The sequence below is a fragment of the Microcystis sp. LE19-84.1B genome (assembly GCF_027531875.1).
Classification (GTDB): Bacteria; Cyanobacteriota; Cyanobacteriia; order Cyanobacteriales; family Microcystaceae; genus Microcystis; species Microcystis panniformis.
Map to the genome: position 1 here is coordinate 1 of NZ_JAPZSR010000422.1, position 13,133 is coordinate 13,133.

At 45.8% G+C, this 13,133-nt stretch carries 13 protein-coding genes; 6 read left to right on the forward strand and 7 right to left on the reverse strand.

Translation table 11 applies throughout. The features are described from left to right. Positions 1 to 346: 346 nt before the first annotated feature. Positions 347 to 2,212 (forward strand): hypothetical protein, encoded by a 1,866-nt coding sequence (locus tag O9324_RS23660; RefSeq protein WP_288141475.1) that lies wholly within the window; start codon positions 347 to 349, stop codon positions 2,210 to 2,212. 428 nt (positions 2,213 to 2,640) lie between these two features. Continuing rightward, positions 2,641 to 3,411 carry a class II glutamine amidotransferase gene (locus tag O9324_RS23665; RefSeq protein WP_287628686.1) on the forward strand — a complete coding sequence of 257 codons (771 nt, stop codon included), beginning with the start codon at positions 2,641 to 2,643 and terminating at the stop codon, positions 3,409 to 3,411. A gap of 2 nt (positions 3,412 to 3,413) precedes the next feature. Here O9324_RS23665 and O9324_RS23670 read toward each other — a convergent pair whose 3' ends face one another. Further along, a complete protein-coding gene (locus O9324_RS23670; RefSeq protein WP_288141476.1) occupies positions 3,414 to 4,142 on the reverse strand; it encodes an ABC transporter ATP-binding protein in 729 nt (242 codons plus the stop codon). A gap of 208 nt (positions 4,143 to 4,350) precedes the next feature. Here O9324_RS23670 and O9324_RS23675 point away from each other — a divergent pair, with 208 nt between their 5' ends. Then, complete coding sequence (locus tag O9324_RS23675) at positions 4,351 to 5,040, forward strand: Uma2 family endonuclease (protein ID WP_288141477.1); 690 nt, start codon at positions 4,351 to 4,353, stop codon at positions 5,038 to 5,040. Positions 5,041 to 5,362: 322 nt separating this feature from the next. Here O9324_RS23675 and psaC read toward each other — a convergent pair whose 3' ends face one another. Beyond that, positions 5,363 to 5,608, reverse strand: a complete 246-nt coding sequence (gene psaC / locus O9324_RS23680; protein WP_002734319.1) for a photosystem I iron-sulfur center protein PsaC — start codon at positions 5,606 to 5,608, stop codon at positions 5,363 to 5,365. 251 nt (positions 5,609 to 5,859) lie between these two features. Between psaC and acs the strand changes: the two genes are divergently transcribed. The 3 genes from acs to O9324_RS23695 all read left to right on the forward strand — a co-directional run bounded on the left by acs (position 5,860) and on the right by O9324_RS23695 (position 9,314). After that, the gene (gene acs / locus O9324_RS23685) at positions 5,860 to 7,830 is read left to right on the forward strand and encodes an acetate--CoA ligase (protein WP_288141478.1); all 1,971 of its coding nucleotides are present in this window, start codon (positions 5,860 to 5,862) and stop codon (positions 7,828 to 7,830) included. Positions 7,831 to 8,195: 365 nt separating this feature from the next. Then, positions 8,196 to 8,750: a hypothetical protein gene (locus tag O9324_RS23690; protein ID WP_288141479.1), complete on the forward strand. Its 555-nt coding sequence runs from the start codon at positions 8,196 to 8,198 to the stop codon at positions 8,748 to 8,750. A gap of 39 nt (positions 8,751 to 8,789) precedes the next feature. Further along, a complete protein-coding gene (locus tag O9324_RS23695) occupies positions 8,790 to 9,314 on the forward strand; it encodes a GNAT family N-acetyltransferase (RefSeq protein WP_002786264.1) in 525 nt (174 codons plus the stop codon). A gap of 127 nt (positions 9,315 to 9,441) precedes the next feature. On the opposite strand, the gene O9324_RS23700 is transcribed toward O9324_RS23695, so the two are convergent. The 5 genes from O9324_RS23700 to O9324_RS23720 all read right to left on the reverse strand — a co-directional run bounded on the left by O9324_RS23700 (position 9,442) and on the right by O9324_RS23720 (position 12,871). Continuing rightward, the gene (locus O9324_RS23700) at positions 9,442 to 9,948 is read right to left on the reverse strand and encodes a DUF1269 domain-containing protein (RefSeq protein ID WP_002764962.1); all 507 of its coding nucleotides are present in this window, start codon (positions 9,946 to 9,948) and stop codon (positions 9,442 to 9,444) included. Between the two features lie 97 nt (positions 9,949 to 10,045). Then, positions 10,046 to 10,663 carry a CP12 domain-containing protein gene (locus O9324_RS23705; RefSeq protein WP_002764953.1) on the reverse strand — a complete coding sequence of 206 codons (618 nt, stop codon included), beginning with the start codon at positions 10,661 to 10,663 and terminating at the stop codon, positions 10,046 to 10,048. Between the two features lie 90 nt (positions 10,664 to 10,753). Beyond that, complete coding sequence (locus O9324_RS23710; protein ID WP_288141480.1) at positions 10,754 to 11,944, reverse strand: glycosyltransferase family 4 protein; 1,191 nt, start codon at positions 11,942 to 11,944, stop codon at positions 10,754 to 10,756. A gap of 38 nt (positions 11,945 to 11,982) precedes the next feature. Then, the gene (rimI, locus tag O9324_RS23715) at positions 11,983 to 12,561 is read right to left on the reverse strand and encodes a ribosomal protein S18-alanine N-acetyltransferase (protein WP_287628693.1); all 579 of its coding nucleotides are present in this window, start codon (positions 12,559 to 12,561) and stop codon (positions 11,983 to 11,985) included. A gap of 127 nt (positions 12,562 to 12,688) precedes the next feature. Continuing rightward, complete coding sequence (locus O9324_RS23720) at positions 12,689 to 12,871, reverse strand: hypothetical protein (RefSeq protein ID WP_287628694.1); 183 nt, start codon at positions 12,869 to 12,871, stop codon at positions 12,689 to 12,691. Positions 12,872 to 13,133: the final 262 nt, after the last annotated feature.

A 13,133-nucleotide genomic window follows, 5' to 3' on the forward strand; every position in this document is an offset into this window, starting at 1 on the left:
GCTTAAATAAAGAGGTTTTGATAACCAAATTAAAGCATATCTAAAGAGTTTTGAGTTAAAAGTTAAACTTCAAGTTTTCATTCAGGACTAATGTACTGGTTAACTAATTTTTTGGGGAAAATTAGTTAACCCATCATTATAACATATAATTAATTTGCAAGAGTTCTAATGAAGCCTTACGGATATTGTCGTTAGGAACTAGCGATACTGCCTATAGAGGGGATGTAAGACCAAAAGTTGGGCGTAAGTCCGTCTTGAGGCAATCCCCCGTGAAATAGGAAGCTCTCAACTCTGTTGAGAGTAGTTCACTAAACCATCACCGGGTAAATAGCCAGAGATAGAAATTATGAAGGAAAGTACCGTCCCCACCATTAATCTCGCTCCTAAACTCAGACGCGATTTATCTTTATGGAATCCCTTTGATTATCTTTTGCTGTTGTACTGGGTGTTTTATTTTCCCCAAGCAATACGCTGGTATGTGGAAACGAGAGGCGGCGGCGATAACCATCCCGTACAATTGCGTCTAAGGATTCAGGGTCTTCTCTTAACTGTAATTATCGTTCTAATTATCTGTAGCATAGCAGCAAATTTAGGACTTTCTGTTAATTGGGGGGACGTGCTGTCGGGCGCGGTGTTGGGCGCGGTGTTGGGCGCGGTGTTGGGCGCGGTGTCGGGCGTGGAGTCGGACGTGGAGTCGGGCGTGGAGTCGGGCGTGGCGTTTAAGGTCGGGGTGTGGGTCATGGTGTGGGGCGGGCTGTTGCGCGCGTCGGGCGTGGAGTCGGGCGTGGCGTCGGGCGTGGCGTCGGGCGTGGTGTTGGGCGTGGTGTTGGGCGTGGTGTCGGGCTTGTTGGGCGTGTTCGGCGCGGTGTTCGGCGCGGTGTTCGGCGCGGTGTTGGGCGTGTTGGGCGCGGTGTTGGGCGCGGTGTGGGGCGGGGTGTTGGGCGTGTTGTTGGGCGTGTTGGGCGCGTCGGGCGTGTTGGGCGCGGTGTGGCTCGCGTCAAGGGAGACAAGGTCGGGCGTGGGCGAGTTGTCGGGCGTGTTGTTTTTGGTGGTGCCCGGCGTGGTGTGGTGCGTGGGGTTCGGCGCGGTGTCGGGCGCGGTGTCGGGCGTGTCGGGCGTGTTGTCAGGCGACGTGGTGTGGGGCGTGTTGTCGGGCGCGGTGTGGGGCGCGGTGTGGGGCGCGGTGTGGGGCGTGGCGTTGGGCGTGGTGTCGGGCGTGGTGTCGGGCGTGGGGTTAGTGTTGTCGGGCGTGGCGTTGGGCGTGGCGCGGGGCTTGGCGTTGGGTGCGATGGTGCTGGGCGTGGTGTGGTGCGTGTGGTTCGGCGTGTGGTTCGGCGCGGTGTTCGGCGCGGTGTTCGGCGTGTTCGGCGTGTTCGGCGTGTCGGGCGTGTCGGGCGCGGTGTCGGGCTTGGCGTTCGGCGTGGTGTTAGGCGTGGTGTTTATATTCGCCTTTTTCCGTCCTGATAATTGGCTAATCGGGCTTTTGGCGGGCCCCCAAGGACGACTTTTTCCCCGTATTACCCTTCTACCGCTGCCGGGGTTAACCTCGACTCTACAACAATGGTTACAGCAAGACTGGGAAACGGCTATTAATAACCTCAATCAATACCTTCGGTACAGCCGCCAGTTTATTCCTGTTCTTGCCGCCGTTAATTGCGTTTTACCGCAATTCCCAGAGGCAGAAATTATCTATCGCGTCTCCCGTCTGGCAGAAAATCCCTCCGATTGGCAATTGTTAAAATATGCGTCCGCGTCGGCGAAACTGTTTTCTCTTGCTGACAGCCAAATCCGTCTAGATACTCCTGCTCGCGCCGCCGCCGCTGGTTTTTGGTATCTTCACCAACAGGACACCGAAAAAGCCAAAAAAGCCTTTGCTGTGGTACGTTCCCTCGCCTACGGGGAAGAAATGTATAGTCTAGCCCAAACTTTACACCGATTTAGTCAGGCAGCAACTCCCGATAGTATCGCTTCCCTGGAGGTTGCCCCCATTGCCGCAGAACCTTCATTACGTCCGCAAACTTGGCAAGCTATCAGCAGTTTAAATCGAGTTATCGCAGAAATGGCTTTAGTGCAGGGAAGTTACTCCCGAGGGACTAGAGATCGGATTATCGGGGAATTAAGGGATATAATCGACCGACAGGCGGCCAATTTACCCCTAGCAGAAAAAGAATTAATCCTTTCTATCGCCCAAAAATGGAAAACTTGCCTGTAGCTTGTAAGCTAAGACGCATTTAAACCGCTTATTCTTAGATTAGCCGAATTTCCCGCCCCCTGCCCCTAGGGTTGATTCATAGTAGGGTTGATTCAAGGTAGGGTTGATTCATGAATCAACCCTACCTTGAGGGGGTTTGATCCCCCCTGCCCCCCTTGATAAGGGGGGTGTCGATCCCCCCTTAATCCCCCCTTGATAAGGGGGGTTTGATCCCCCCTTAATCCCCCCTTAATAAGGGGGGTTTGATCCCCCCTGTCAGCCTTGATAAGGGGGGTGTTTGAAAGTTTTTAACACCTACCTACTTAGTGCCAGATTAATTTCTTAGCTAGGATAGGCAAGAGGCAGCTGGAAGAAATTCTCCTGTCTTCTGTCACGGCTGCTGGCAGTAAGTAATTTTGCCGGCATCTGATATTCAAACTCAAGCAACTATGTGTCAACTTCTAGGCATGAATTGTAATGTCCCCACGGATATCTGTTTTTCCTTCGAGGGATTTTGTGCGCGGGGAGGAAAAACCGACGAACATCGAGACGGTTGGGGAATTGCTTTTTTTGAGGGTTTAGGTTGTCGAACTTTTATTGATGTTCAACCCTCGATCGCTTCTCCGATTGCGGAATTAATTAAAAACTATCCCATCCATTCTACCAATGTTATCGCCCATATTCGCAAAGCTACCCAAGGAGAAATTAAACTAGAAAACTGTCATCCTTTTCGGCGGGAATTGTGGGGAAAATATTGGGTTTTTGCCCATAATGGTAATTTAGAAAATTTCTCACCGGCTGCGGGAGATTTTTATCAACCGGTTGGGGACACAGATTCGGAAAGAGCTTTCTGTTTAATTCTTAATACCCTGCGAGAGACTTTTCCCCAGGGCAAACCTTCCCTAGAACAACTCTATCAAGTCTTAAAAACTATCACAAACTCTATCGCTTGTCAAGGAATTTTTAATTATCTTTTATCCGATGGTGAACATTTTTTTGCCCATTGTTCGACAAAATTAAGCTATATAATCCGGCAATATCCTTTTGCCGCTGCTCATTTAATTGATGAAGATGTGAGCGTTGATTTTCAAGCTTTAACCAGTCCGAGCGATCAAGTAGCAATTATTGCCACTACTCCCTTAACTGATAATGAAGTTTGGACACCGATTAATTCAGGAGAATTATTAGTTTTTCAGGAGGGCGCAGCAATTTTAAGTTAATCTTACCAGTGGTCACTTTGTCGAGATTTTTCTAGGTCAATTAACTGAGTTTTTAACCCTAACCAATCTAATTGATTGGCAAGGCAATCTGAACCAATTTTTCCCGCTTCTAGATAAATAACTCGCTCGGCAAATTCCTCTAAAAAATCTAGTTGATGATTAACCATAATTATCGTCATTGAACTTTGATTATTTAATACTTCTAATAACCTGCTGGCCGTTCCTGTATCTAGAGCAGACGTAGGTTCATCTAATAACAGTATGGTCGGTTCTAACAGCAAAGCTCTGGTAATTGACACTAATTGTCTTTGTCCTAAAGATAATTCTAACTCCCCGCGTTCAAACCACTGTTCGGGAATTTTTAATAGGGATGTCCAATGGTCAATTCTCTGATTAATTTCCGCAGGGGTAAGTTTTTTTAATTGCAGAGGATAAGCGAGCGCATCTCGAACATTCATCCCTAATAACTTCGACTCTTGTAGCAATAAAACTATCTGTTGTCGCAGGGAAATAACCGGCATTTCCTTAATCGATTTACCTTGAAAATAAATATTTCCCGTGCTGGGTTCCTGCAAACGATTTAACAATCGTAAAAGAGTCGTTTTTCCTGCCCCAGATGCTCCGACAATAGCTAACTTTTCTCCTTGCTTGATGCTAAAAGTAATATCTTCTAACAGATAAGCACTGCCCCGTCGGATAGCTAAATTTACTTGCTGTAGTTCTAAAATCAAGATTGGTATTTTCCTTACTTAGTTCAAAATTATTATAAGCTAAGACGTATTTAAACCGCTTATTTTTAGATTAGCCGAATCTCCCCCCCCTTGCCCCCCCGACATCGGGGTGGTCTTGCCTTTTGCCTCTTGCCTCGTCTCAACAAGCAATTTAAATTACGAACAGCTTATAATGAAAATAGCCCAATGAGTTCGGCAGGTATTTTCCATGGTTAGTCAAGTTAACAAAACCGAGATTATCTATCCTGAGAGCGACGGTAAACCGATGGCAGATAATACTAAACAATTTAACTGGATAGTGACGATTAAGCAGAATATCGACTGGTTATATATCGATGATCCCCAGGTATTTGTAGCGGGGGATCTGTTATGGTATCCCGTGCAAGGCCAGCCGAAAATTGCTGCCGCTCCTGATACGATGGTAGTATTTGGCAGACCGAAAGGCGATCGAGGTTCTTACAAACAATGGCAAGAAGATAATCTTGCTCCTCAAGTCGTCTTTGAGATTCTTTCTCCCAGTAATACCTCCATCGAAATGGCCAAAAAATTGCTATTTTATGATCGCTATGGAGTCCAAGAATACTACGTCTATGATCCCGATGATAATAGTCTAGAAGCTTGGCAGCGAATTGGTGACAGTTTAGACAGTGTTAGTGAGGTTAATAATTGGGTGAGTCCCCGTTTAGGCATTCGTTTTGACCTAACCGACGAGTTAAAAATTTATCGTCCTGATGGTACTCAATTCTTGTCCTACAGCGAAATTAATCAACTACTGGAGCAGGAAAAGCAACGGGCAGAAAATGAACGCCAACGGGCTGAACAGGCTAATCAGCAGTTAGTAGAAATGGAGGCAAAACTGCAAAAATATCGTCAACTTTTTGGGGAATTACCTAACTAGGGTCTGCTGAATAAATGTGAAATATAGACGAGGTAAGGGGTTTGGGGCCTGTTTGGCGAAGCAGGTACAAGATTTTAAAGCTAGTGGCTCAAAAACCTTGCATCTTGATCGGCGATTGCGCCCTGTAGGGGCGAAGCATTCGGGCAATAACTTATCGCTGAAACCGTAGATTTTCTATCCGAATGCTTCGCCCGTACTTTTTCAGCCAGCCCTAACTAAAATTTGAACTAGCGAAGGGAGTATAGCAAAAAAAAGAGGACTGGTTAGTCCTCTTAACAAGATTAGTTTTCGCTAAATGTTAAACACAGAATGATTGCCGGGCCTAGTAGGCTAGACCCATGCTGCGGGTGGTTTCTGCTCCGAGATAAACCCGAATGCTTAAGAAATCCGTCGGACAAGCGGTTTCGCAACGCTTACAACCAATACAGTCTTCCGTGCGGGGGGAAGAGGCAATCTGGGCAGCTTTACAGCCATCCCAGGGAACCATTTCCAGCACGTCGAGGGGACAAGCCCGAACGCATTGGGTGCAACCGATACAGGTATCGTAAATTTTAACGCTATGAGACATTGAATTATGACTCCTTACCGAGTGTTCTCCATGTTAAATTTCGGGTTTATCGGTTAGTTTACCTTACAGCGATCTGTTCATCGCTCGATCGGTGACATAACTTTAAACTCTGTAACACTTGGGGACAAATGGCGATCGCTAGTCAGGGATCGGGCAATTCTAAAATAGCCTTAAAGAATTGCTTGCCGGGGTTACGGGGGGAACCGAAAAAGGTAATCTGGATCGCAAGATAATTTATTTCGTTTGCCAGTATGACAGAAATAGCGATCGAATCAATCCTACAGGAAAATCGGCTGTTTCCTCCCAGTGCCGAATTTTCTCAGAATGCCACCATTAAAAGCCTTGAAGAATACCAGCAACTCTACGCCAAAGCTAAGGCCGATCCCCAGGCTTTTTGGGCTCAATTAGCCGAAAAAGAACTACATTGGTTTGAAAAATGGTCAGAGACTCTTGACTGGCAGCCCCCCTTTGCTAAATGGTTCGTCAACGGCAAGATTAATATTTGTTACAACTGTATTGACAGACATCTCACCACCTGGAGACGTAATAAAGCCGCCATCATCTGGGAAGGAGAACCGGGAGACAGCCGCACCATTACCTACGAACAGCTACACCGAGAAGTGTGTCAATTTGCCAACGCTTTAAAGGAATTAGGCGTGAAAAAAGGCGATGTGGTCGGAATTTATATGCCGATGATTCCCGAAGCGGCCATCGCCATGTTAGCCTGTGCCAGAATTGGCGCGCCCCACAGTGTCGTTTTTGGGGGATTTAGTGCCGATGCTTTGCGCGAGCGTCTTAATGATGCGGCCGCTAAGGTGGTAATCACTGCCGATGGTGGTTTTCGCAAGGATAAAGTCGTTGCTCTCAAGGAACAGGTGGATCTGGCCCTAGCCGATAATAGCGCCCCCAGTGTGGAAAAAGTTCTCGTTGTCCAGCGCAGCAAGGAACCCATCAATATGGTTGCCGATCGCGATTACTGGTGGCATGATCTACAAAAACAGGTATCTGCTAATTGTCCGGCCGAACCCATGGATAGTGAAGATATGTTATTTATCCTCTATACCAGTGGTTCCACCGGCAAACCGAAAGGAGTCGTCCACACCACCGCCGGTTATAATCTCTACACCCATGTCACCAGCAAATGGATTTTTGACCTGAAAGACACCGATGTTTACTGGTGTACTGCCGATGTGGGTTGGATTACTGGCCATAGTTATATCGTTTACGGACCGCTTTCCAATGGTGCAACGACGGTAATGTATGAAGGGGTTCCCCGTCCCTCTAATTTAGGCTGTTTTTGGGATGTAATCGAGAAATATCGCGTTAATATCTTTTATACTGCCCCCACTGCCATCCGCACTTTTATCAAAATGGGTGAAGACATCCCCAATAGCCGGGATTTATCCTCTTTGCGCTTACTGGGAACCGTGGGAGAACCGATTAACCCGGAAGCGTGGATGTGGTATCACCGGGTTATCGGTAAGGAAAAATGTCCGATTGTCGATACTTGGTGGCAAACGGAAACCGGGGGAATTATGATTACTCCCTTACCCGGGGCAATTGCCACCAAACCGGGGTCAGCAACCCTACCTTTTCCCGGTATTATCGCCGCAGTGGTGGACTTAGAGGGCAATCCCACCCAAGCGAATGAGGGGGGTTATCTGGTGGTCAAACATCCCTGGCCCGGTATGATGCGAACAGTCTATAAAAATCCCGATCGCTTCCGCAATACCTACTGGGAACAGATCGCCCCCAAAGATGGCCAATATCTCTATTTTGCTGGGGATGGTAGTCGTCAGGACGAGGACGGTTATTTCTGGGTAATGGGGCGCGTTGATGACGTAATTAGCGTTTCTGGCCACCGTTTAGGGACAATGGAGATCGAATCAGCTTTAGTATCTCATCCTGCGGTAGCAGAGGCGGCTGTGGTGGGACGGCCGGATGAAATTAAAGGGGAAGAAGTCTATGCTTTTGTGACTCTCGAGGGACATTATGAAGCGAGTCAGGAGTTAGCGCAAGCATTAAAGGATCACGTTGTCAAGGAAATTGGCATTATTGCTCGACCGGGAGAAATCCGTTTTACCGATGTACTGCCAAAAACGCGATCGGGTAAAATTATGCGTCGTCTCTTGCGAACTTTAGCATCAGGTCAAGAGATTTCCGGTGATACTTCTACTCTAGAAGATCGATCGGTTTTGGACAAATTGCGCCAAGGTGCCTAATTTAATTGCTGGTTTTTCCTAGTAGTTAGGGTGAGGAATAAGAGTTAATCTTATCTCACTCTAACGGGAGTGATGCTCGCTGAACATATTTGCTCAAGCAGCAAATATATAGCTAATAATAATCCTCTTTAAAAGGTATGTGATAAGTTTAGATTATCTGGAAGCGATCAATCTTTGTGTCCTTTGTGTCTTTGTGGTTCGTTCCAGTTGATCTCGCGTAGCGAGCGCGTTGCGACCGCCAGCAGGAATGTATCCTATAATATATTTTACCCACCGAACCCAAGAGAGCCGATCATACTTCATGTTTATAAGAAAGGCTATAATAATAAAAATAAGAGCAAATTGAAATTATAGGAGTTTAATCAATGACTACCACCACTGCTACGGATAATGATTTAAAAAGACTAGAAGATTTAATCCTCAATGGACAGAAGATAATCGAACATCGATTCAACGAGATCGACAATCGACTCACTACCATGGACAATCGACTCACCACCATGGACAATCGACTCACCACCATGGACAATCGACTCACTACCATGGAAACTCGACTGATTGAGGTGGACAATCGACTCACTACCGTGGACAATCGACTCACTACCGTGGAAACGCGACTCACTACCACGGAAACTCGACTGATTGAGGTGGACAATCGATTGAAGGTGATCGAGAATGGACAAGCGGAAATAAAAGCTGATGTCAAAAATCTTCAAAAAGATACTACCGATTTAAAGATTGAACTCACGGAAGTTAAAGGTGATATTAAAACTCTTGATAGTAAATTTGATGACATGAATAAACGCTTAGAGAAAGTCGAAGGAACCCAAAAGAATCAAATTTGGACATTGATAACTGTCTTAAGTGGTTCCCTACTAGCCGTGGGATTTAGAAGTTTTTTTATCAACAATAATCCCTAATCTCAGCCAGAGAATTGCTATAATTTGCTCACTAAAACAATGAAAAGCGATCGCCTAATTCTCCGTCCTTGGCAACTACCCACAGACAAAGAGTCTTTTTTTCAGATCTATCAAAATTCCGAAGTCACTTATTTTTTACCGAGAATTCGTCAGTTAGCCACGGATATTGAGAGTTTAAATGCCCATTTTTCCGAAAGATTACCAACTATTCGTAATCAAGGTAATGGCAGCGATTGGTGGGCAATGATCGATCGAAAAAATAATCAGATTATCGGTTCGATAATTTTACAGAATTTACCCGATAACTACGGTTATCCTACCCCAGATAGCGAAATTGGTTGGCATTTACGACGCGATTATTGGGGACAAGGATACATAACCGAAGCGGCTAAAGTTATTCTAGAATACGGCTTAATCACCTTACAATTGCCGATTATCTACGCAGTGGTTAATCCCGATAATTATCGCTCAATTCGTGTCACCGAAAGATTAGGAATGCAATCAATGGGATTAACGAATAAATACTACGACACTGAAGCACTTTTATTCTCGATCAAAGCTTAAAGTTCATTAATAATTATTGATTGTTTCTTATTTTATAGCTGCTGTGGTGGTCATGCTAAACCCATTCTTGCTCAAAAAGCAAAAAGGGAAATATATTCCCTTTTTCTAGCTTTTATGGACCCAGATCCTAAACCGTTTCGGGTTTAACACCTCTTTGGTCGAGAACTTTCTGTAATTCAGCTTCGTCGGTTTTGGTCAAAGAAGTGCGTAACACTTTACCTCCGTAGGGGGCCACTTCATCGAGGACCTTATCGGGGGTAACTTTTTGGACGAGAACAAAGAGAGCAGATGTACTGGGCTGCAGGGTTTCTCCCAATTCGCGCATAAAATTGTCATCCACACCGATATCACTTAAAGCACCTCCCAAAGCGCCACCGGCAGCACCGAGGACGGCCCCTAATAAGGGGGATAAAAAGAGTATTCCGATTAATAACCCCCAGAAACTGCCACTAGCGGCTCCTGCTGCCGTTAAATTGACCGCTTGCTTGAGTTTAATCTGGCCATCTTTGTTTTTAACCACTACGGCAGCATCTTCTAACTCGATGAGATGTTCCTGTTGCAGTTTAGCCAAAGTTAAACGAACTTCTTCCGCTTTAAATTCGTCCTCATAGGCGATGACAAATAGATCAGCCATAGTTTTTCCTCGATTATTAGCAAATAAAACCTTTATACACTACTTTTGCCAGATTAAAAAGTTTGAGGTATCGGAGAATACCGAAAACCGATGGAGATTAGGTGTCATAAATACGAGCTTCAAAAGCATCGGGATTTTCTTGACAGTATTCCTCAAAATAGGTTTTTTCTGGTTTTTTAGCGCGTTGGTGTGCCAATTCTGCCTGTAATTCCTCAACAACATCCCAAGCTGCGGCACAATCGGGAGAATTTCCCCCTTTTTCCGCACAGACTACCCGGGCAATATCTCTCGCTTTGATAATCTCCGCTTCTAAATCAAGACTGCGGGGCTTTTCGACGGCGTTACCTTTATGGAGGATGTCACTAACAGAGATAACACCGAGCAAACCGCCTTTAATTACCGGTGCGAAACGAATACCCGTATTAGCAAATAAGCGGGCCACATATTCAACCCCGAGGTCGGGATTAATCACGATGCAGGGTTTGCTCATCACTTCATAGACGCGCACTTTTTGCGGATCTTGACCGAAAGCGACGACTTTATAGACAATATCGGTTTCGGTGATAATTCCGTAGGCATCTTCATCGTGACGGCGATCGACAATAAGAGTTCTAATGTTCTTTTCTCTCATCAATTGTACCGCTTTGGCAACGGTTTCAGAACCTTTAATCTTGGCCACCTCCGTGGTCATAATTTCAGCTGCTTTCATAGTCATATTTGGAGAAGTTAAGTTGTGCCTTTGTTATTTTAAGACATAAACTGACCCCCAATACTGACGGCTGAAGGCTAAAAAACCGCTCCCTGATTAACGCCATTCTACCAGTTGTCGTTCTTGGACAACCAAACCATATACTGTCTCGGTTTGACGGGCTAAATTCGCCCAATGAAAGCGTTTTTCTAGGTCTTCGTAGGCGTTATTAGCTAATTCGTGGGCGTATTCGGGATGATTTAAAACCTCCAAAATGCCCCAAGCGAGGGAATCGGGATTATTGACCCGGGTGACAATTCCCGTTTGACCATGACGGACAACTTCGGGAAAACCGCAGGTATCGGAAACTACCACGGGAACCCTAGCGGCGAAACTTTCCAGGGCGACAATGCCAAAAGGTTCGTAAAGACTGGGAAAAACGGCACAATCGGCCACGGTTTGGAAGCGATCGAGGTTTTCATCGGACATAAAGCCCGTAAAATAACAATGATGCCAGATACCGAGATGCCAGGCCTGTTGTTTGAGTTTGTCGGTATTGCCGCCACCGATAATGACAAATTTAGTTTTAGCCCCGGTGTGGTCGAGGACTTTTGGGGCAGCGTTGAGTAACACCGAAACCCCCTTTTCAAAGGTCATGCGCCCGACGTAATAGACGATTTTTTGGTAATCTTCGGCATATTGACGACGAAAAGCTCGGTAATCAAAGTTAGGGTCTCTTTGCTTTTTCTCAGCCCGAATACCGTTATAAACCACATCGATCTTATCCCAGGGTGCGCCCAAAGCCCGATGGACTTCATGACGCATATAGCCGGTACAGACGATAACGCGCCAAGCATTATAGACGAGGGTTCCCTCTTTGCCGGCGATATAGCGTTGGGTGTCGGTGTGCAGTCCGTTGTAACGTCCGTATTCCGTGGCGTGAATAGTGGCAATCAGGGGTATTTTAAAGAGATGTTTCATGGCAATGGCCGCATCCCCTACTAACCAATCGTGGGCATGAACAAGGTCAAATTTTCCGTATTCGGCGATTATTTTGCCGCCCTGTTGCCCCATGCTGTTATTCATGTTGACCACCCAATGGAAAAAGTCATTGCCGGGGGGGACGGGGACGCGGTGGATGTGAATACCTTCCACCAGTTCGTAGCTGGGGGCCTGACCAAATTCGATCGTGATTAAATGGACTTCATGACCGAGTTTGACGATTTCGGGATAGAGTTCGGCGACATGACGGGCGATACCGCCCACTAATCGCGGTGGAAATTCCCACGCTAACACTAAAATCCTCATTTTTCCCTAACCTCGACCTGATTTAAGCTGGTAAGTAATCATTGCATCCCCATGGTATCTATTTTGGCTCTGCTTTCTTCCTCTAATTGCCACTCTCCCCGTGCCAGTCTTGAGAGGATTTCTTGTCGCCACTTGCTTAATTGTTCCTGAAAAGCGGCTGTTTGTAGATCGTTGCGCCAGAAAATTAGGGCTGATTCGCCAGTTTGCGGATAATAATTTTTACGCTCTCCAGCGACGCGGAAGCCAAAATGCTCGTAGAGTGCGATCGCTGACTGGTTCGATACCCTTACCTCTAGCGTAGCCCTTTCCAGTTGTCTTTGTACAGCCTTTTCAAGCAGTTTGTAGAGAAGCAGTTTTCCTAATCCTTGTCTTTGATAGTCGGGATAAATTGCCAGGAGGGTAATATGCGCTTCTTCGAGAATTGCCCAAAAACAAGCTAATCCGATTAGGGTTTCGTCCTCCCCGTCTAGGGTAAGAATTAATAATTCACTGTTGGGGCTGTTTAATTCCCGTTCATAACCGGATAGGGTCCAAATACCGCCGAGACTGCTGCGATCAAGTGCTACCATGGCGGCAAGATGTGGGGATTTTGGGGTTTTAAGCTGGATTTTTGGCATTTATCGGGGAATGGGAGAGGGGTGTGGGGTGTAGGGTGTGGGGGGAGTGGGAATTATGGATTATGAATTATGAATTATGAATTGGGGAGGTGGGGAAGTGGGGAAGTGGGGAAGTGGGGAAATTGAACTAAAACCCCAAAACCCCAAAACCCCAACCCCCAACACCTAAAACCTGTCTCCTATCTCCTGACTCCTGACTCCTGACTCCTGACTCCTTTCTCCTGACTTCTAACCCAATGTTGGTCAAAAATAAGCAAAAGTTATTTATTGACTGCAAAAACTTGAGAATATTTAAATTAACATTCCGCAATATTTACAAATTCTTAAGAATTAATTGAGAAAGATTTTTATTTAACAACGATGTTATGCCGGTTACAGCGATTTGATAGAATTTCATAATGGGTTGTTCTGTGCTTTTTTGGGCAGCAATAGTTGAAACCCTTGCCACACCTAGAAGGTGATCCTAATTAAGACGGGTAAATCAGTCAATTTCACCCACAACGATGATCTTTTTTTTATGTAGTTTTATTGCAAAAAAAAAGTTTTTTTGACAAAAAGCACAAAGTATGATA